The sequence below is a fragment of the Sphingomonas sp. PP-F2F-A104-K0414 genome (genome assembly GCF_004340945.1).
Classification (GTDB): Bacteria; Pseudomonadota; Alphaproteobacteria; order Sphingomonadales; family Sphingomonadaceae; genus Sphingomonas.
Map to the genome: position 1 here is coordinate 176,755 of NZ_SLYD01000005.1, position 19,527 is coordinate 196,281.

Annotated in this window: 21 protein-coding genes; 12 read left to right on the forward strand and 9 right to left on the reverse strand. The window is 66.1% G+C overall.

Translation table 11 applies throughout. The features are described 5' to 3' along the window. Positions 1-6: 6 nt before the first annotated feature. Positions 7-1,689 carry an amidohydrolase gene (locus C8J46_RS13270; RefSeq protein ID WP_132739981.1) on the reverse strand — a complete coding sequence of 561 codons (1,683 nt, stop codon included), beginning with the start codon at positions 1,687-1,689 and terminating at the stop codon, positions 7-9. 203 nt (positions 1,690-1,892) lie between these two features. Between C8J46_RS13270 and C8J46_RS13275 the strand changes: the two genes are divergently transcribed. Both C8J46_RS13275 and C8J46_RS13280 read left to right on the forward strand, forming a co-directional pair. Next, positions 1,893-3,152, forward strand: a complete 1,260-nt coding sequence (locus C8J46_RS13275) for a threonine ammonia-lyase (RefSeq protein WP_132739984.1) — start codon at positions 1,893-1,895, stop codon at positions 3,150-3,152. Positions 3,153-3,282: 130 nt separating this feature from the next. Then, on the forward strand, positions 3,283-4,059 hold the full coding sequence (locus C8J46_RS13280) for an arginyltransferase (RefSeq protein WP_132739987.1): 777 nt from the start codon (positions 3,283-3,285) through the stop codon (positions 4,057-4,059). A 267-nt stretch (positions 4,060-4,326) separates the two neighbouring features. On the opposite strand, the gene C8J46_RS13285 is transcribed toward C8J46_RS13280, so the two are convergent. The 4 genes from C8J46_RS13285 to C8J46_RS13300 all read right to left on the reverse strand — a co-directional run bounded on the left by C8J46_RS13285 (position 4,327) and on the right by C8J46_RS13300 (position 9,844). After that, positions 4,327-5,136 carry a transglutaminase family protein gene (locus tag C8J46_RS13285; RefSeq protein ID WP_132739990.1) on the reverse strand — a complete coding sequence of 270 codons (810 nt, stop codon included), beginning with the start codon at positions 5,134-5,136 and terminating at the stop codon, positions 4,327-4,329. After that, positions 5,136-6,071, reverse strand: a complete 936-nt coding sequence (locus C8J46_RS13290) for an alpha-E domain-containing protein (protein ID WP_132739993.1) — start codon at positions 6,069-6,071, stop codon at positions 5,136-5,138. Before C8J46_RS13290 ends, C8J46_RS13285 begins: the two co-directional genes overlap by 1 nt. Then, positions 6,071-7,576 (reverse strand): circularly permuted type 2 ATP-grasp protein, encoded by a 1,506-nt coding sequence (locus C8J46_RS13295; RefSeq protein ID WP_132740786.1) that lies wholly within the window; start codon positions 7,574-7,576, stop codon positions 6,071-6,073. The genes C8J46_RS13290 and C8J46_RS13295 overlap by 1 nt, the downstream gene beginning before the upstream one ends. 219 nt (positions 7,577-7,795) lie before the next feature. Next, entirely contained in the window at positions 7,796-9,844 is a 2,049-nt protein-coding gene (locus tag C8J46_RS13300; RefSeq protein WP_207894177.1) for a protein-disulfide reductase DsbD domain-containing protein, read from the reverse strand. A 165-nt stretch (positions 9,845-10,009) separates the two neighbouring features. Here C8J46_RS13300 and C8J46_RS13305 point away from each other — a divergent pair, with 165 nt between their 5' ends. Further along, positions 10,010-11,596 (forward strand): alkaline phosphatase family protein, encoded by a 1,587-nt coding sequence (locus C8J46_RS13305; protein WP_165886568.1) that lies wholly within the window; start codon positions 10,010-10,012, stop codon positions 11,594-11,596. A 280-nt stretch (positions 11,597-11,876) separates the two neighbouring features. Here the strand turns inward: C8J46_RS13305 and C8J46_RS13310 are convergent, their stop codons facing one another. Further along, positions 11,877-12,797, reverse strand: coding sequence for a right-handed parallel beta-helix repeat-containing protein (locus C8J46_RS13310; protein ID WP_132740002.1), 921 nt, complete (start codon positions 12,795-12,797; stop codon positions 11,877-11,879). A gap of 235 nt (positions 12,798-13,032) precedes the next feature. On the opposite strand from C8J46_RS13310, the gene C8J46_RS13315 reads away from it, so the two are divergent. Continuing rightward, positions 13,033-14,241, forward strand: a complete 1,209-nt coding sequence (locus C8J46_RS13315; RefSeq protein ID WP_132740005.1) for a cation:proton antiporter — start codon at positions 13,033-13,035, stop codon at positions 14,239-14,241. Positions 14,242-14,346: 105 nt separating this feature from the next. Here the strand turns inward: C8J46_RS13315 and pspF are convergent, their stop codons facing one another. Further along, positions 14,347-15,384 (reverse strand): phage shock protein operon transcriptional activator, encoded by a 1,038-nt coding sequence (pspF, locus tag C8J46_RS13320; protein ID WP_132740008.1) that lies wholly within the window; start codon positions 15,382-15,384, stop codon positions 14,347-14,349. Positions 15,385-15,556: 172 nt separating this feature from the next. On the opposite strand from pspF, the gene C8J46_RS20860 reads away from it, so the two are divergent. The 8 genes from C8J46_RS20860 to C8J46_RS13355 all read left to right on the forward strand — a co-directional run bounded on the left by C8J46_RS20860 (position 15,557) and on the right by C8J46_RS13355 (position 18,541). Next, positions 15,557-15,700 carry a hypothetical protein gene (locus tag C8J46_RS20860; RefSeq protein WP_165886549.1) on the forward strand — a complete coding sequence of 48 codons (144 nt, stop codon included), beginning with the start codon at positions 15,557-15,559 and terminating at the stop codon, positions 15,698-15,700. A 48-nt stretch (positions 15,701-15,748) separates the two neighbouring features. Next, complete coding sequence (pspA, locus tag C8J46_RS13325; RefSeq protein ID WP_056058229.1) at positions 15,749-16,414, forward strand: phage shock protein PspA; 666 nt, start codon at positions 15,749-15,751, stop codon at positions 16,412-16,414. A 1-nt stretch (position 16,415) separates the two neighbouring features. Then, the gene (gene pspB / locus C8J46_RS13330) at positions 16,416-16,712 is read left to right on the forward strand and encodes an envelope stress response membrane protein PspB (protein ID WP_132740011.1); all 297 of its coding nucleotides are present in this window, start codon (positions 16,416-16,418) and stop codon (positions 16,710-16,712) included. A 1-nt stretch (position 16,713) separates the two neighbouring features. Then, entirely contained in the window at positions 16,714-17,094 is a 381-nt protein-coding gene (pspC, locus tag C8J46_RS13335) for an envelope stress response membrane protein PspC (protein WP_132740014.1), read from the forward strand. Positions 17,095-17,136: 42 nt separating this feature from the next. After that, entirely contained in the window at positions 17,137-17,415 is a 279-nt protein-coding gene (locus tag C8J46_RS13340) for a hypothetical protein (RefSeq protein ID WP_243643378.1), read from the forward strand. Positions 17,416-17,439: 24 nt separating this feature from the next. Continuing rightward, complete coding sequence (locus tag C8J46_RS13345) at positions 17,440-17,682, forward strand: hypothetical protein (protein ID WP_132740020.1); 243 nt, start codon at positions 17,440-17,442, stop codon at positions 17,680-17,682. Between the two features lie 9 nt (positions 17,683-17,691). After that, the gene (locus C8J46_RS13350) at positions 17,692-17,928 is read left to right on the forward strand and encodes a hypothetical protein (RefSeq protein WP_132740023.1); all 237 of its coding nucleotides are present in this window, start codon (positions 17,692-17,694) and stop codon (positions 17,926-17,928) included. Between the two features lie 205 nt (positions 17,929-18,133). Further along, positions 18,134-18,541 carry a SufE family protein gene (locus C8J46_RS13355; RefSeq protein ID WP_132740027.1) on the forward strand — a complete coding sequence of 136 codons (408 nt, stop codon included), beginning with the start codon at positions 18,134-18,136 and terminating at the stop codon, positions 18,539-18,541. A gap of 55 nt (positions 18,542-18,596) precedes the next feature. Here the strand turns inward: C8J46_RS13355 and C8J46_RS13360 are convergent, their stop codons facing one another. Further along, the gene (locus tag C8J46_RS13360; protein ID WP_207894178.1) at positions 18,597-18,938 is read right to left on the reverse strand and encodes a (2Fe-2S) ferredoxin domain-containing protein; all 342 of its coding nucleotides are present in this window, start codon (positions 18,936-18,938) and stop codon (positions 18,597-18,599) included. Further along, the gene (locus tag C8J46_RS13365) at positions 18,935-19,474 is read right to left on the reverse strand and encodes a J domain-containing protein (protein ID WP_132740030.1); all 540 of its coding nucleotides are present in this window, start codon (positions 19,472-19,474) and stop codon (positions 18,935-18,937) included. Before C8J46_RS13365 ends, C8J46_RS13360 begins: the two co-directional genes overlap by 4 nt. Positions 19,475-19,527 lie beyond the last annotated feature (53 nt).

A 19,527-nucleotide genomic window follows, 5' to 3' on the forward strand; every position in this document is an offset into this window, starting at 1 on the left:
CGGGCGTTACTTACGCGTCCAGACCTTCTCGCCACCGATCCAGGTCTCCTGCACGACGGTGGCGCGCAGGTCGGTAGGCGAGGCCATCGTCGGATCGCGGTCGACGATGATGAAATCCGCCCGCTGGCCAGGCGCAAGCGCACCGAACTTCGTCTCGGCAAACCCGGCATACGCCGCAGCACCGGTCATCGCCCACCACGCCTGCTCGCGCGTCACCAGCTCTTGCGGCTGCCAGCCACCCTGCGGTTGGCCATCGGCATCCTGCCGCGTGAACGCCGCGGCCCAGGTCGCGAACGGATCGGGCTTCTCGACCGGGAAGTCGGTCCCGAACGCGAGCTTGGCGCCGTTGGTCAGCATCGACTTCCACGCATAGGCCCCTGCCAGCCGGTTCGGCCCGAGCCGCGCTTCGGCCATCGTCCGGTCGCTGGTCGCGTGCGTCGGCTGCATCGAGGCGATCGTGCCGAACTTGCCGAACCGCGGCAGGTCGACCGGATCGACCACCTGCGCATGCTCGATCCGCCAGCGACGATCGCCGGTATAGGTCCCGCTCTCGACCTGGATCGCATCGAGCACCATCTGGTTGGCCTTGTCGCCGATCGCATGCACCGCGACCTGATAGCCGTCCATCGCCGCACGGCTCATCTGGTTCTGGAGCTGGTCGTCGGTGAGAAAGCCGAGCCCGGACTGGCCGGGCGCATCCGAATACGGCTTCAACAGCCACGCCCCGCGCGAGCCGAGCGCCCCATCGGCATAGAGCTTCACGCCGCCCATCCGCAGGCGATCATTGTACAGCCACGGCGTCGGCCCCTTGCCGCCGATCCGGCTCGCCGTCTCGACGCCCATCGCATAGCTCATGATACGGACGCGAAGCCCGCCGATGTCCGCCATCCGCCGATAGGTCAGCCAGTCGTCGAGCGTCGTGCCCATGTCGGCGACCGCGGTGACACCGTAGCGCAGCAGGATGCTCTGCGCGGTCAGGAACGCGGCGTCGCGCTCCTTGGGGAGCGGCTGGGGGACGACCTTCTCGATCAACGCCTGCGCGCCATCGACGAACACGCCCGCCGGTGCTCCGCCAGTCTTCTCGATCCGCCCGCCCGCCGGTGATACGGTCGAGCCGGTAATGGCCGCCTCACGCATCGCCTCGCGGTTCGCCCAGCTCGCATGACCATCCGCGCGCGACAGCCAGATCGGGTGGCCACCGGAAACGGACTCGAGATCCGCCGCGGTCGGAAAGCGCCCCAGCCCCCAGGCCTCCTGGTTCCACCCGCGCCCGATTACCCACTTCCGGTCCGGATTGCCCGCGATGTACGCCGCGATCCGCGACTTCGCCTCGTCGAGCGACTTGGTCATCGACAGGTCGAGCGACAGCGCGCCGAAGCCCATCTCGATCACATGGCCGTGCGCATCGATGAAGCCCGGCAGCACGGTCTTGCCACCCATGTCGATCCGCCAGTCGTAAAGCGGCTTGCCGGCGTTCTTCTTCAATTCCTTACGACTGAGCTTGGGCGCTTCCTCGCCGGGTGGCACGAGCCGCGTGACCTTGCCATCCTTGTCGATCAGGATCGCCTTGAAGTGGATCACGCGACCGCCGTCGGCGACGGTGATGCCGTTGACGTTGTCGACGATCCCGTCGGCAAGCGCGGGCGTGGACAGCAGCGCGATCGCAGCCGCGGAGATTAGAAAACGCATCACTTCGATACTCTCCACATTTGCACGCCGGGATGTTGACCCACGCCACATGATTTATCAGCCGTTATGAACAGGTTGCTCACCACGAGATACGGCGCGATCGCTGTGCCCCTCGTTCCGGTGCCGATAAATGCCGGTATTGCCATAGCCTTCGCGCATAAGCGGTGTTTCCCGCGCGCGCCAGATGGTCTAGCGGGTCGGACATGGCTACCCACGCTGCCGTAGCGGCACCCACCCTCCCCGTCTCGATCGACGACGTCCGGCTCGCACACGACCGGATCCGCGCTTCGATCGTCCGCACGCCGACGCTGATCAGCAAGACGCTGAGCCAGATGACCGGGGCGACGGTGTATCTGAAGTTCGAGAACCTCCAGTTCACCGCGGCGTACAAGGAGCGTGGCGCGCTCAACACGCTGTTGCAGCTGTCGGCCGAGGCGCGCGCGAAGGGCGTCATCGCGGCGTCCGCCGGCAATCACGCACAGGGCCTCGCCTATCACGCCAACCGGCTCGGCATCCCGACGACGATCGTGATGCCGACCAACACGCCGACCGTGAAGGTCATGCAGACCGAAGGCCACGGCGCCAACGTCGTGCTGCACGGCGAGACGTTCGACGCGGCCTACGCGCACGCGCGCATCCTGGAGGGCGAGTGCGGCTTCACCTTCGTCCACCCGTTCGACGACCCCCGCGTCATCGCCGGCCAGGGGACCGTCGCGGTCGAGATGCTCGAGGACGTGCCGCAGATCGATACGCTGGTCATCCCGATCGGCGGCGGCGGGCTGATCTCCGGCATGTCGACGGTCGCGCGTGCTGCGAGCCAGCAGGCCGGCGGTCATCCGATCGAGATCGTCGGCGTGCAGGCCGAGCTGTTCCCATCGATGTACAACCGCATCAACGGCACCGACATGCCGTGCGCGGGCGACACGCTGGCCGAGGGCATCGCGGTCAAGGAGCCCGGTGCGATCACGTCGAAGATCGTCGCCGAACTGGTCGATGATATCGTATTGGTCAGTGAGCGGAGCCTCGAGGAATCGGTCAGCCTGCTGCTCCAGATCGAGAAGACGGTGGTCGAGGGCGCGGGGGCCGCCGGGCTCGCCGCGCTGCTGTCGCACCCCGAGCGGTTCGCGGGAAGGACCGTCGGCATCGTCTTATGCGGTGGCAATATCGATACGCGGCTGCTCGCCAACGTGCTGCTGCGCGATCTGGCGCGGTCGGGGCGGCTCGCACGGCTGCGTATCCGGTTGCAGGACAAGCCGGGTGCGCTGTTCCACGTCGCGCGGATCTTCGATCAGGAACGCGTCAACATCATCGAGATCTATCACCAGCGCGTCTTCACGACGTTGCCGGCAAAGGGTCTCATCACCGACATCGAATGCGAGCTCCGCGACCGCGCGCATCTCGATCGGCTGGTCGGCGCATTGCGCGCTGGCGGGTACGAGACCTCGACCGTGGAGCTCGCATAAATAGCACGGTGCTGCGGGGATTTAGCGCATTAACCCATTATCGTGGTAAACGCGCTTTTCAGTGTTGCATGACGCGACCATATGCTGTGGAACGCGACCTTTCGCGCTTCCCTGAAGGACATCCGGTTCGGTGACTGCGCCTTTTCGTTTCCCGCGCTTCTTCGTCACCAGCCCGTCGCCGTGCCCGTATCTGCCGGGTCGGCAGGAGCGGAAAGTGTTCACCGAGCTAACCGGGCCGCATGCGAGTGAGCTAAACGATGCGCTCGGCCGGATCGGGTTTCGTCGCAGCCAGGGCGTCGCGTATCGACCGTCATGCGCCGGGTGTACCGCGTGCGTGTCGGTCCGCGTGGTAACGAACGAATTCATGCCCAACGCGACGCAGCGTAAGTTGCTCAGGCGCAACGGCGATGTCGAAGTGACCGCGTGCAAGGCGTGGGCGACCGACGAGCAGTTCCAGTTGCTTCGCCGCTATCTCGGGACGCGCCATCCGGGCGGCGGCATGGCCGGAATGGACGAGGACGATTACGCCGACATGATCGAGCATTCGCCGGTCAATTCGGTGATCGTCGAGTACCGCGAGCCCTCGGTCGACGGCGCGCGCGGGCGGCTGATCGGCGCCTGCCTGACCGATCGCCAGGCGGACGGGCTGTCGATGGTCTACAGCTTCTTTGCGGCGGACGAGGACAGCCGGCCGGGGTTCGGCAACTTCATCATCATGGATCATCTGATCCGCGCCCGCGAAGCCGGGCTGCCGTACGTGTATCTGGGCTATTGGGTGAAGGGCTCACCGCGGATGGAATACAAGACGCGGTATCGGCCGCTCGAGGTGCTGGGCCCGGCGGGGTGGCGGCGGCTCGAGGATGCGGATCTGGTGGCGCCGCCTGCGCGGGTCGCGGCGACGGCCTGATTTGGGGCGGGAATGGTGGCCGGGCCCGCTAGCCCGCCTCGAGAACCACCTCCCCGGCGAAGGCCGGGGCCCAGTTGGGAAAGGTAGATGATCAAGGGCAACGCTTCGTTACTTCCACCTTTCCAACTGGACCCCGGCCTTCGCCGGGGAGGTGCAGTACTGGCAATTCGCTGCTGATTACTCGACAGTCCAAACACAGGCGCCCTTGTTCTCCCGCGAAGGCGGGAGCCCAGTCTGGGTCTCCGCCTCTGCGGGGAAACAAGCTTTTTAGTCTTCCCGCTGTACCACCACGTCGACGTCGAGTTCCTCGCCGCCCTCGCCCAGCCGCGACCCTGCGACCGGCGCCGCCCCCGCCGCATCGAGCGCCATCGCGACGCGAACGTAATGCTCCTCGGGCGACATCCCCGTGCAGGGATCGAACCCGACCCAGCCGAGCCCGTCGACATATGCCTCCGCCCAGCCATGCGGGGTCGGGAAGTGGACCACCTCATGGTCGTTGTGATGATAGCCCGACACGTACCGCGCCGGTGCCCCCAAGGACCGCGCGGCGACCGCAAAGATCTGCGCCATGTCGCGCGGCGTAGCGCTGTCCTTCCGGAACGCCGCACCCGCGGTGAGCCCCGGTTCGGGCCGACCGGCGTCGAACACGAACTGCCCATGCAGCGCGCGGTTGAGCCGGTGCAACGCCCCGACGCGATCGCGCGCCCCGACCACCGCATCCGCCGCAAACTCGGCGATCGCAGGGTCGAACGCCGTCGCCTCGGTCGCGCGCAGGAACAGCGCCGGCGGCAATGTCTCGTGGACACCGTGCAGGACACCGTCGGAGTGACTCGTCAGCACCTCGCCCTTAACGGTGATCTCGATCCCGTCGACGGGCCCCTCGGCGTACAGCATCGTCACCGCGTTGCCGAACCCGTCACGCCCCGGCCGCAACCGCGCATCGCAATCGACGTCGATCCGCCACGACGCCACGGTCTGGTCGTGCGTATTCTCGGGTGTCAGCCGAAGCATCTGGACCAGCCGGCCCTGTGGCTGGGTGAAGCGGTAGATCGTGTGGTGATCGATCGACAGCCGCATCAATGGAACTTGAACTGGCGGCCGATCGCGCCGTGGAGCAGCGCATTCTCGGCGATGAAGGCCTGCAGATACTGGTGCAGGCCCGAGGCGATCACTTCCCCAGACCGCGTCTTGGCCATTCGCGATGCGCGCATTCGTGCCATCCTGTCCGCCTCCCCGTGGTTGCCCGTGCGTTTCGCCAGCAGGTTGAGCACGTCGACCGTCTCCTCGACCGACGCCGCCAGGCTGCGCGGCAGTTCCGCGCGGGCGATCAAAAGGTCAATCACGTCTGCCGGCCTCAGGCCGTCGCTGTAAAGCCAGCGATACGCGGTCACCGCCGACACCGTCTGCAGGATCGTGGTCCACTGGTCGCGATCGATCGCGCCACCGATCTTCTGCCCCTCGGGCAGCAAAATATGGTATTTGACGTCCAGCAACCGCGCCGTGTTGTCGGCGCGCTCGACCGCTTGCCCGAGCCGGATAAACCACGTCGTCTGGTTGCGCAGCATCCGGTGGATCGCGCCTTCGAACCCGCGTGTCTCGGTCTTCACCGCCTCCACTAGGTTCATCTGGTCGGTGGTGCTGCGCGGAATCGTCCGGTTCTCGAACAACAGCCACGCGCGGTTGATCGCGGTCCACGCCTCGCGGGTCAGCGCGGTGCGCACCGCCTTGGCGTTGTTGCGCGCCATGTCGACGCAGCGCACGATCGAGCCGGGATGGCTCGAATCGAGCGTCAGGAAGCGGACGACTTCGGTCTGGCTAAGATTGCCGCCGAGCGTCGCGAACGGTTCCTCGGTCTCGGTGACGGCAAGCGCGGAGGCCCAGGCCGCCTCGCCCGCAGGCTGTGACGAAAGGACGTCGAGACGCACGGTAGCCTCGACCAGCCGGGCGATGAAATCAGCGCGCTCGAAATAGCGGCCGAGCCAGTAGAGCGACGATGCGGTACGCGAGAGCATCAGGCGTCTCCACCCAAGGTCTGCGTCATGCCGCCCATCGTCTGCGTCATCGCACCACGCGTGATCCGCTGCGACTGTTCCGCCATAAGCACGAAGCTGTCTTTCGTCCCGCCACCCTGGCTGGAATTCACCACCAGCGAGCCTTCCTTCAGCGCGACGCGGGTGAGGCCGCCAGGAACGACCTGCACGCCCTTCGATCCGCTCAACACGAACGGGCGGAAATCGACGTGGCGTGGGGATAGGCCACCATCGGCCATCGTCGGGACGGTCGACAGCGCCAGCGTCGGCTGCGCGATGTAGCGGTGCGGTTCAGCAATGAGCGCGGCGCGGAAATCCTCGATCTCCTGCTTCGATGCGGTCGGGCCGACCAGCATGCCATAGCCCCCGGAGCCGTCGACCAGCTTGACGACGACGTCCTTGAGGTTGTCGAGAACGTATTGCAGCGCCTGCGGTTCGCGGCAGCGCCACGTCTCGACGTTGCGCAGCTTACACTCGCCGCCGGAATAGAATTTCACGATGTCGGGCATATAGCTGTAAATCGCCTTGTCGTCGGCGATGCCGTTGCCCGGCGCGTTCATGATCGCGACGTTGCCGGCCGCATAGGCGGCGATCAGCCCGGGAACGCCGAGCGCGGAGTCCGGGCGGAACACGAGCGGGTCTAGATAATCGTCGTCTATCCGGCGATAGATCACGTCGACCTTCACCCGTCCCGCGATCGTCCGCATCCAGACGATGTCGTCGTCGACGACCAGATCTGCGGCCTCGACGAGTTCGATCCCCATCGAGTCGGCGAGGAAGCTGTGCTCGTAATAGGCGGAGTTGTAGTGGCCGGGGGTCAACAGCACACACGTTGGGTTGGAGCCCGTGCCGTGCGGCGCGACCGACTTCATCGTCTCGAGCAGGAGGTCGGGATAGCTGTCGACCGCCGCGACGCGGAACTCGCGGAACAGTTCGGGGCAGAGCCTCAGCATCGCCTCGCGGTTCTCCAGCATGTAGCTGACACCCGACGGCGTGCGCGCATTGTCCTCGAGCACGAAGAAATCATCGGGGCCGGTGCGGACGAGGTCGATCCCGCAGATATGCGCCCAGACGCCGTGCGGCGGGCGGATGCCGGCGATCTCGGGGCGGAACTGCGCGTTGCCGAGAACGAGGTCCTCGGGGAGGATGCCCTCCTTCAGGATGCGACGCTCGCCGTAGATATCGTTGAGGAACGCGTTGATCGCCTCGACGCGCTGGACCAGCCCTTCTGAGAGGCGCGTCCACTCGTCATGCAGAAACACGCGCGGAACGATGTCGAACGGAATGATCCGTTCTGCCGCCTCGTTCTCACCGTAGACTGCGAAGGTAATGCCCAGCTGGCGGAACGTCGTCTCGGCGGCTTCCTGCCTGCGACGAAGCTCGGCGTCGGGCGTCTCCTCGATCCAATGCCCGAGAGCCGCGAGTTCGGGACGAGCGGTCGTATCGCCCGGCGTCCCCATGATTTCGTCGAACGCCTGTTTCCCCATCGGAACGGTCAATTCCCCATCAAGCGTTACGGTTCCATGCTGCAACGCTTCGCTGCGCTGCACAAGTCAAGAATATGACTGGCGAGGTGTGGTCTCTGATCCTCCCCCGCCGGGGAAGGTGGCTGGCGCTTTCCAGTCGGAGGGGGAGGACGCGCAATGAAGTTTGTCGCCCCTCCCTCCGTCGCCACCTCCCCCTGGCGGGGGAGGATTGCAATACGCTTAGGCACCCAGCCCTTCGAGCAGGCCCGGCGTCAGGACCTGCGGGAGGACGGTCGGCTCGGCAGCGCCCGGTGCGTAGTACAGGTACAGCGGCACGCCGGCGCGGTTGTGGGCCTGGATGAAACGGCCCATTACCGGGTCGCCGTCGGTCCAGTCGCCGATCAACGCCGCGACCTTGTGCTGGGCGAACGCGTCACGCACGCCGGCCGTATCGATCGCAGCCTTCTCGTTGACCTTGCACGTCAGGCACCAGTCGGCGGTGAAATACACGAACACCGGGCGCTTTTCGGCCCGCAGCGATGCGAGCCGGGCCTCGGTGAACGGCTCGTCCCCTGCTGTGGCGACCTTCGCCGCCGCCGGTGGCGCGCGCGCGATCAGAACCGCGCTGCCGACGAACACCACCGCCAGCGCGACCTGTGCCGCCACGCCGAACGCCTTGCCCTTGCGCTGGCGGGTGCCACCGACCCAGAGCACCGCGCCGACCGCCAGCACCGCGACCAAGGCCAGCGTCAGCGTATCGACGCCAGTCTGTCGCCCGAGCACCCAGCCGAGCGCGATCGCGGTCAGGAACATCGGCACCGACAGGATATGGCGGAACGTTTCCATCCACACACCTGGCTTGGGCAGCCACCGCCGCCACGACGGAATGAACCCGATCGCGAGGAACGGGAGCGAAAGCCCGATCCCGAGCCCGCCGAACACGGCGAGCGCCGCCGGCCACGGCAGCACCAGCGCCGCGCCGAGCGCCGCACCCATGAACGGCCCGGTACACGGCGTCGCGATGAACGCCGCCAGCGCACCGGTCGCGAACGCCCCGCTCGCGCCACTCTCGCCGGCAAAGCGCGGCGTCGGCACTTCGAACAGCCCGGCGAGATTAAACGCGATCGCCGCGCTCAGCAGCAGCAGGACGACGATCGCCGCGGGATGCTGCAACTGGAATGCCCAGCCGACCGCGGAGCCGCCCGCGCGGAGCGCCAGGATCGCGGCACCGAGCCCGAGGCAGACCAGCACGACGCCGGCGGTGTAGGCCAAGGCCTCGCCGCGCGCGTCCTTCTCGCTCGCACCGCCCCGCGCGAGGCTGAGTGCCTTGAGGCTGAGGATCGGGAACACGCACGGCATGATGTTCAGGATCAAGCCGCCCAGCACTGCGCCAGAGAACGCGATCAGCGCGGTCAGCCAGATGCTCGCACCGCTAGCGCTGGTCGAGCCGCTGCCGGCCGCATCGCCCACTACGCCGGGCGTCGCCTTGACGCCCAGCCCCTGCCCTTCGCCGATCCGCAGCACGCCCTCGATCGGGCCGCCGGTCTTGGCATTGGCCGCGATCTTGGTGCTGATCGTCAGCCGGTCTCCGTCACGCGTAACCGTTTGCGCCGCGCCATTCTCGATCACGCCGGTGGTGACCGGGAAGAAATACGCCTTGTCGACCTTCGCGCCTGCGGGGAACGGGATGGCGATCCGCATGGTGCCGTTGTTCGCCGCATAGGTCGCACCGGCATCGAGTGGCTTCGGAATCGCCTGCCGCCAGCCAGCGAACGCGGCCGCCTGCGACGGCGCGCCATCACCGATCGTCAGGTCGAGCGACAGCGCCTTTTCCTCGGGCACGCAGATCGTCGCGGAGCAGACGAGATAGCTCGTCTTCAGGCGGATCGGAAATTTGGTCCCCGCCGTCAGCCCGGCCGGGACCTGGATGGTCACGAGCGGCGCATAGGGCGCCTCGTAGACATAGTTCATAAGGCCCGCGATCAGCAGCGTCGTCGGTACCGGCCATTCGGGCTCGCCCGCCTTCGCGCCCGTCGGCAGCGTCCAGTCGAACGTCGCCGGAAAACCCGCGTCGCCGGGGTTGCGCCAATAGCCGTGCCAGCCGGTTTCGGGCGTCGTTGCCAGCGCGATCGTCAGCGGTGCGCCGGCCTTGGGGTGATCGCTCTCGGCAACCAGCTTCATCATCAGATGCTGGCTCGAGCCGTTCAGCGATTCCGCAAACGTTGGCGCACTCGCCAGCCCGCAGACGGCCAGCAAGACCGTCATCAGGACGCAACGTAATCCGCGCATGGCCATCCTTGTTTCGTTCATCGCGCAAAGCCATAGCGGTGACCTTGTCGTATTGCACTTCAAAGCGACGACCGCGCTTTATGGTCGTCGCTGGCTAAAGGACTGTTCGTGAAAGCACTTATCGCCGCGCTCCTGCTGACCTCGGCCGCATCGGTCTCCGCGCAGATGGCGCCTCCTGCGCCCGCCCCTGCCCCTGCGGCGACGCCGACCACCCCGCCGAAACTGATCGTCGCGATCTCGGTCGACCAGTTCGCCGCCGACCTGTTCCAGCAATATCGCAATCACTATACCGGCGGCTTCACACGGCTACTGAACGGCGCGGTGTTTCCGAGCGGATATCAGAGCCATGCCGCGACCGAGACGTGCCCCGGCCATTCGACGATCCTGACCGGCATGCGGCCCGCGCATACCGGGATCATCGCCAACAACTGGGTCGACCAGCGCGCCGGACGGCCCGACAAGATCGTCTATTGCTCGGAGGACGAGCGCGTCACCGGCAGCACGCACGACAGCTACACCGTGTCCGACATGCACCTGAAGGTGCCGACGCTCGGCGAGATGATGAAGGCGCGTGATCCACGCACCCGCTCCGTGTCGGTCGCGGGCAAGGATCGCGCGGCGGTGATGATGGGCGGCCACAAGGTCGACGAGCTCTGGTGGTGGGACGGCAAGACCTATGTCTCCTATGCCGGCCGCGCGGTGCCGCCGGCGGTGCAGCGTACGCGCGACGCGGTCGCCGCGCTGATCGCCAAGCCGCAGGCGGCGCTGCCGTTGCCGGGCTATTGCGCGGGCGTGAACCATCCGATCGTGATCGCGGGCAAGACGTACGGCCAGGGTCGCTTCGAGCGCGAGGCGGGGGATGCCAAGGGCTTCCGCGTGTCGCCCGCGTCCGACGCCGCGGTGTTCGCGATGGCGGCAGCGCTGGTGCAGGACATGAAGCTCGGCAAGGGGCCGCAGACCGACATCATCGATATCGGCGCGTCGGCGACCGATTATATCGGGCATACCTACGGTACGCAGGGCTCGGAGATGTGCATCCAGATGGCGCAGCTCGATAAGACGCTGGGCGATTTCTTCAACGTGATGGACGAAACCGGGGTCGATTACGAAGTCGTGCTGACCGCGGATCACGGCGCGCACGACGCGACCGAGCGCCAGCAGCAGCGCGCGATGCCGATGGAGGCGCATATGGACGAGAATGTCCTCGCCAAGCAGGTCGGCACTGCGATTGCCAAGGACATGGGGCTGCCGAGAAGCGTGCTGCTCGGGACCGAGGGCGACGTCTATATCGACGACTCGCTGCCGGAAAAAACGCGGACGAAGGTGCTAGCCGAGGCGCTCCGCCGCTATCGCGCGCTGCCGCAGGTCGCGGGGGCGTATTCCGCCGCCGAGATCATGGCAACGCCGATGGCGAAGAGCCCGCCCGAGACCTGGACGCTGATCGAGCGTGCGCGCGCGTCCTTCTATCCGGAGCGCTCGGGCCAGATGGTGGTCCTGCTCAAACCGCGTGTGACCACGATCGTGTCGCCGGCGGGCGGCTATGTCGAGACGCACGGGTCGCCCTGGGATTACGACCGCCGCGTGCCGATCCTGTTCTGGCGCAAGGGGATGACCGGGTTCGAGCAGCCGCTGTCGGTGGAGACGGTGGATATCGTGCCGACCTTGGCGGCGACGATCGGGTTGCCGGTGAACGGACTGGACGGGCGGTGCCTCGATCTCGATCCAAGCGCTGCGAGCACCTGCCCAAGCTGAGGCACATGACGCTCGCCTAGTATGTTCTCCCGCGAAGGCGGGAGTCCAGCCTGGGCTCCCGCCTTCGCGTAAGAACATATTTTTCTGGGTTGGCGCGGTGCTGCCGCTTCGTCGGTTGCAACATCAGCAGCCTGCACTGCCCCCCCGCCCCTTAACCCGTCATCCCAGCGAAAGCTGGGATATCCCCGTGTGGCGCGCGTCCCGTTCCAACTGGGATACCCCAGCTTTCGCTGGGGTGACGGTTCCGGTGGGAGCTACGGCTTAGCGGCGTTCTTCGCTGTCAGCGCGTCTCGAACGGCTTCAACCCGGTCCCGATCCGGTTCGCGCCGATCGCCAGCCAGTCATGACTGAAGTCGACGATGAACGCGGGCGTGTGCGCATCCCCCGCCGTCAGTCGCGCGTCGTTGTCCTCCACCCGCAACCCGGTCGACGGGTAAGTCTTCGCCTCCGCAGCGACGACGATCAGCGCCGAGCCGTTCTCCTTCTGCTTGCCCTGCACGAAGGTATTGCGCGCGATCAGGCCGGTGGCGCCGTCGGGCAGGTCGATCATGTAGTTGGTCTTGCGCCCGCCGGTGTCGTCGAAGCTGTTGTCGGTGATCGTCACATTGGGCGCGCGCACCTTGACGTAATGACCGCCGGTGCCGCGCTCGAACCGCGAGTTGGTGACGATCACGCGGCCCTGGTTGGCGAGATAGATCCCGTGAGCACAGTTCGGCGCCTCGTCGCACTGTCCGAGCCCGGCAAAGGTCGAGTGATCGATCGTGATCGTCTGACCGGTCGGCTGGCCGCCGAGAATACCTTCCTGGCTGTCGAGGAACATGGCGTTGGTGACGGTCAGGTCGCCCATTTCGGTCCGGATGCCGGCACCGTTGCCGTCCGACACGCGGTAGCCGCGGAAAACGAGGCCATCGACCACCGAGCTCTGCCCGCGCAGCACCAAGGCCGCCTTGTCCTCGCAGGCCACTCTCTCGAAGATCGCGGTGCCGGGTTGAACCGCCTTGAAGGTGATGTGGCCGCCCGCCTGGACGGCGCATTGCCGGTACGTGCCGGGCGCGATTAGGATCGTCGCGGTGCCCATGCGGACCGACGACACCGCCTCCTGCAGCGTTGCGAATCCCTGACCGTTGACCGTGAACGGCGCAGCGCCTTGCGCGAACGCGGGAACAGCGAACAGCGCGAGCGCCAGCAACGATCGTTTCATCGAAATCCTCCTCCGCCGGCGTCTGCGGCGCACAGCGTTCAATCGCACGGAACGCAGACGTTCGGCGAGCCGATCCGAGCGCGCTATCATGCCCTGTCCCGAAATGACGCAGCGCGGAGATCGGTCAGCGCTGGGCGTATCGTCGCGTCCGCATATTGCCGCGCCCGGTTTCACCGAATACTATCGCGACCGAAACGAAGCCGGCGGGGGGAACCGATCGGCGCGGGGGATCCACATGCACGCCATGACGCCGACGGAGGTCTTCCTCCTCGCGATACTCATCATCTTCACCGTGCCGTATCTAGTGTGGCGGCTGGGGCGGACCGATTACTGGGCGCCGCTCGTGGTAGTGCAGATCTTCGGCGGCATCCTGCTGGGGCCGGGCGTGCTGGGCGCGGCGTATCCCGACTATTACGCGACGGTCTTCACGCCCGCGACGCTGGGCTCGCTCAACGGCATCGCGTGGTGGGCGGTGATGATGTTCGTATGGGTCGCGGGGATCGAGCTCGATCTCGGTGAGGCGTGGAAGCGGCGCGGCGAGACCGGCGTCACCGCAGGGCTGGCGCTTGCGGTACCGCTGATCACCGGTAGCATCGCCGCCGTGCTGATGCTGCGGTATCCCGGCTGGCGCGGGCCGGACGGCGCGACGTGGCAAGTGGTGCTCGGCATCGGCATGGCCTGTGCGGTCACTGCGCTGCCGATCCTCGTCCTCTTCCTCGACAAGCTCGAGATCCTGCGCGAACCGATCGGCCAGCGTATCCTGCGCTATGCCAGCCTTGACGACATCGCGATCTGGGGCGTGCTCGCGCTGATCCTGCTCGACTGGGAGCGGGTTGGCCGGCAGGGTGGCTTCCTGCTCGGCTTCGCGGTGGCCACGTTGATCGTTCGGAAACTGATGGCGCGGATCGAGGAACGCGATCGCTGGTATGTCAGCCTGATCTGGCTGGCCGGCTGCGGGTTCGCGGCGGACTGGGCGGGGCTGCATTTCATGGTCGGCGCGTTCCTGTCGGGCGCGGTGCTCGATTCGAAATGGTTCACGACCGCGAAGATGGACCAGTTCCGCCACTTCGTGCTGCTCGCGGTGATGCCGGTGTTCTTCCTGTCGACGGGGTTGAAGACGCAGTGGGCGGTCGGCGGCTATGCGGTCTTCGCCGCAGCGGCGTTGCTGCTGGTCGCGTCGGTCGGCGGCAAGCTGATCGGTGTTCACGCCGCCGGGCGTATCCTGAAATGGCGGCCGGGCGAGGCTTCGGCGATCGGCTGGCTGCTCCAGACCAAGGCGCTGATCATGATCATCTTCGTCAACATCCTGCTGGATAAGAAGATCATCACCAACGAGACCTTCACCGCGCTGCTGCTGATGGCGCTGGCGAGCACGATGCTGACCGTGCCGATGGTCGCGCCGAAGTTGAAGAAGCTGGCGGGGCTGGTGGGGAAGAGTGCGTAACGACGCCAGATCGTCATCCTGACGAAAGTCAGGACCCAGGGTTACGAACGCCGCCCTGCTTGGCTCTGGGTCCTCACTTTCGTCAGGATGACGGGTGGTTGTGGCTCAAGCGCCTGCGTTGAGCAGGTCGTGGCGTTTCAGGGCGTGGCGGAGTTGGTCGTAGCTCAGGCCCAGCGCCTCCGCGGTGGCGCGCTGGTTGAAGCGGTGTTCGGACAGCGCGCGCGAGAGCAGGTCGCGTTCGAAGCGGGATACGCGGGACTTGAAGTCCGAGGGGCCTTCTTCGCACGCGACGACCGGGTCTTCGCCTTCATCCGCTTCGGCCGGGCGCGGAGCCATAACCATAGGTTTGGGCGCGGTCGAGGCCCCCGGACGGTGCGGTGACTGGAACGGGTCGATCTCGATCGCGTCGATCGGCCCGGCCTGTTCCCAGCGATACACCGCGCGCTCGACGACGTTGCGCAGTTCGCGGACGTTCCCCGGCCAGCGATACGCGATCAGCGCGTCCATCGCCGCCGGGCCAAACCCCTCCCAGCGCTCGCGACCGAGCTCGGACGCCATCCGCCGCCCGAAATGCTCCGCCAGCACCACCACGTCGCCGGTCCGCGCACGCAGCGGCGGCAGCGTCACCACCTCGAACGACAGCCGATCGAGCAAATCCGCGCGAAACTCGTGCCGGTCGACCTTGTCCGGCAGATGCTCGTTGGTCGCGGCCACGATCCGCACGTCGACCCGCATCGGCCGCGACGAGCCGATCCGGGTGATCTCGCCATATTCGACCGCGCGCAGCAGGCGGTCCTGCGCCGCCATTGACAGCGTCCCCAGTTCGTCGAGGAACAGCGTCCCCCCATCGGCCTCCTCGAACCGCCCGACCCGCGCCTTGGTCGCACCGGTGAACGCGCCCGCCTCGTGCCCGAACAATTCCGCCTCGATCAGCATCTCGGGCAGCGCGGCGCAGTTCATGATCACCAGCGGCTGATCCCACCGCGGCGAGAGACGGTGAAGGCGTTCGGCGACCAGCTCCTTGCCCGTACCGCGCTCGCCGATCACCAGCACCGGGCGGTCCAATGCCGCCGCCCGCGAGGCGCGTTCGAGCGCCGCCATGAACGTGCCGGACTCGCCGATGACCTGTGTCGTTCGCTCCATGGCGAAGATGTGGCGCGAATTCCCAACTCTTGGCAAGCTTACGCCACCGCCCGATCATCTAAAATCGCGCAAACCACTGCAATTCCGCCATTTTCGAAACTGGCACGACAGATGCAATGCTTCAGGCAACCCGCCGAATAGCGGAACCAACCAGTCTTAAAGGGGACCCACCATGTTCAACACCAACATCGCCCGCACCGTCGCCGCCACCCTCTGCACCATCGTCGTCAGCGCAACCTGCGTCCTCGGCGCAGTCGGCCCAGCGATCGCAACCAACACAACGCCTATCGCGGTTCACACCTCGATCGTGGCATAAGACCCCGACGGCTTAGAGCCTCGGGCCGACCCCTGGAGTAGGATTTACATGGGCATCTTTTCCCGCACCCGCGACATCGTCGCCGCCAACTTCGCCGATCTCATCGAGAAGGCCGAAGATCCGTCGAAGATGATCCGCATGATCATCCTCGAGATGGAGGAAACGCTGGTCGAGGTTCGCGCCTCCGCTGCGCGCACCATCGCCGACCAGAAGGAGATGCGCCGCCATATCTCGAAGCTCGAGCAGCTCCAGGACAACTGGACCGAGAAGGCCGAACTGGCGCTGAGCAAGGACCGCGAGGACCTCGCCAAGGCGGCGCTCGTGGAACGCCAGAAGGCGTTCGACATGGCCGAGCAGCTCAAGGCCGAAGTCGGTGTGCTCGACGATGCGCTGCGGGCATCGGAAGAGGACATCGCCAAGCTCCAGACCAAGCTCCGCGAGGCGCGCACCAAGCAGAACGCGGTGCAGACCCGGCTTGAGAGCGCGAACAATCGCACCCGGCTGCGCGAGATGTACAACGGGCCGAAGACGCACGAGGCGTTCAGCCGGTTCGACATCCTCGACCGCCGCGTCGACGAGGCCGAGGGCCGCGCGGATGCGATGGGGCTCGGCGTCGTGAAGTCGCTCGAAGAGGAAATCGCCGAACTGCGCAGCGACGACAAGGTCAACGCCCAGCTCGCCGCGCTCAAGGCGCGCATGAAGAAGGACGATTGAGATGGACACCGTACTCGTATGCGCCACGCTCTTCGTCGGGCTGCCCTGGGTGATCCTCCACTATGTCACCAAGTGGAAGACCGCGCCCAAGATCACCGACGAGGACGAGCGGCTGCTCGACGAGATGCAGATGCTCGCGCGTCGCCTCGAAGACCGGGTGATGACCGTCGAACGGATCATCGCCGCCGACAATCCCGACTGGAAGCCGGGCCTCGGCACCACCCAGTCGGACTCGCCATACCGGCTCGATCGCGACAGCGACCGCCAGGCCGACCGCCCCTTCGAACGGAGAAACTGACATGTCCGGTAGCCGCACACAGTTCTACCTCGACAAGCAAAATGGCAAGTTCAAGGGCGTCTGCTCGGGGATCGCCGATTATACGGGCGTCGATATCACGCTCGTCCGGGTCGCCATGGTCGTGCTGGCGTTCGCCACCAGCGGCTGGGTCATCCTCGGCTACTTCGCCACCGCATGGTTGGCGCCCAAGAAGCCGATCGGCCTGTACGAGACACCCGACGACGCGAAGTTCTGGCAGGGTGTCCGCTCGAACCCGAAGCGCTCGACCGCCGAGGTCCGCAGCAAGTTCCGCGACATCGACCGCCGCCTTGCCGACATCGAGACACACTATACCAGCCGCAACAGCAATAGCCTTGCGGCAGAGATCGACAGCCTGCGCTGAGACGCGGCGTCAACAGGGAGACAGACGATGGATTGGGCTTTGATGATACCGATCGTGGCGATTTCGGTGGGACCGATCGCCTGGGTCACCAACAACTGGATCCGCGCGAAGCACGGCTTTGAACCAGAGATGCGTAGCCGCAAACGCGGGCGGGAGGGCGATGTCGCCGGTGACCGCAAGGTGCTGCTGCTCAGCAACGAGAACGAGCGTCTCACCGGCCAGGTCTCGCGGCTTGAGGAGCGGATCGCAGTCCTGGAACGCATCGCCACCGACCCCGCCGAGCGCACCGCGCGCGAGATCGAAGCGCTTCGCGACCGCTAAGCCCAAGACGTTGGAGAGATACCGATGAATCCCTTTTCCATGGTCGTCTGCATCGTCCTGATCGTGATGGCCGCCAAGGTCCTGAACGCCCGGTACCGCGCGATGGGGACGATCCAGCAGAACCCCGTCGACAGCATCGACACGTTGCGTCTGCGCGACGAGGTGCAGCAGATGAAGGAGCGCATCCAGGTGCTGGAGCGCGTGATCACCGACAACCACAAGAGCGTCGATCTCGACCGAGAGATCGAGCGGCTCCGCGACCGCTAGGAGGCGGACATGATCGACCCGAACCTTTACATCACCTTGGCGCTGGCGAGCCTTGCGGGCCTCGCGATGATCGTCGCCGGCGGACTGGCCGGATGGCGCGGATGGCTCTCGCTGCGGCGGCTCGAACTCGATAACGCGCAGGATGGCCGCATGCCGGCGGTGTCGACCGGATCGCGGATCGAGATCGCCGATCTGAAGGAACGCATCAAGAAGCTCGAGGCGATCGCCGCCGGGGTGGATCTCTGAAGCCAACCGCCTCGACATCCACCGCCCCCGTCACCCCAGCGAAAGCTGGGTCTCATCATAGCGGGGAGACCCCAGCTTTCGCTGGGGTGACGGAAAGAGGCTTGGGTAGATATTTCAGTTCGGCACAATGCAATCGGCTCGGGTTCGAGCATATGGCTAGCCGGACTGTTGCGAGCAAGCCGTCTCGGGAGTAACCGCCGCTTCCATGGCCACCCTCACCGACATCCGCGAGGAATATGACTTCCTCGAACCCGACGATCGCTACCGCCTGCTGATCGATCTCGGCAAAGAGCTCGAACCGATGCCGGATGCGCTCAAGACCGACGCGACGCTGGTGCGGGGGTGTTCGGCGTCGGTATGGGTCTATCCGACCACGACAGACGATGGCCGGCTGCATTTCCTGGCGGATTCGAATGCGGCGATCACTAAGGGGATTATCGCGCTGGTGTTGCTGACCGTGCAGGATCAGGCGCCGACCGAGATCGTCGCGACCGACATCAAGGCGGAACTGGCGCCGTTCGATCTGAGCAAACAGCTGAGTTCGAACCGGACTCAAGGGATCCCGAACATGATCGCGCTGATCCGCGAGACGGCGGAGCGGTACGCCGAATAACGTGCCCTCACCCTTCCCACCCGGCAAGCGCCGCGCGGGCCCCTTCCCTCTCCCCTCAGGGGAGGGGGAGAGACGCCGAAGGCGGCGAGGGTGACGGCACGCTGGCGGTCAGTGACGCGACGACCTCGCTCACGTCAGCCCCAGCCGGCACCAGCATCCACCGATCGGGGCGAGCGCCGTCCACCATCACCACCGCGTTCTTCGGGCAAACCCCGAGGCACTTGACCTCGACCACGCCGCGGTCCGCCTTGCGGCCCTTCTTCACGCCGAGCGCCTGACGCAGCAGCTTGACCAGAGGCGTCCGCCCCTTGTCGCCGAACCCGCCGTCCAACTTCTTCGAACATTTCCCGCAGACCAGCACGCTCCCCTGCCACCGGCTGGCAAGAACGCGGATCACGCCGGTTTCCACGTCCGCTGGTCTTCAGCCGCCTTCAGCACCTCATACGCCGCCTGCACGCCCTGGAACCGCTTCGCTGCATCCTTGTCATCAGGCCGCACATCCGGGTGGTTGGCCTTCGCCATCCTGCGCCATGCCGCGCGCACGTCCTCGAACGTCGCGTCCGGCTCCAGATCCAACACTTCCAGCGCGCGCATCTCATCACGCGAGCGGCTGCCATCACCCGAGCCCGCCCAAGCGTAATGCTTGGGATCGGTGTAGCCGTCCGCGGTCCGCGTCTCGGCCGCTTCGCGCTCGGCGGCTTCTTCCGCGCTCAAGCCTTCGAAGTAATTCCACCCGCGATTATATTCGCCTGCGTGGTTCATGCAGAAATACCAGCGATCGGGGCTGTTCGGCGATTTCGGCGCAGGACAATTGCCCGGCTCGTTGCAGCCGTGCCGGTCGCACAGCCGCACGGTCACCGCCTCGCTGCTCGCGCCATACTCGCGCCAGCGTGGAAAACCCCAGTCGGAAGATCGTGTCGTGCTTCTCGCCATAGCGGCCCGAGATAGGCGTCCGCGCGGACAACGCAACCGTGCGCGGCAAAGCC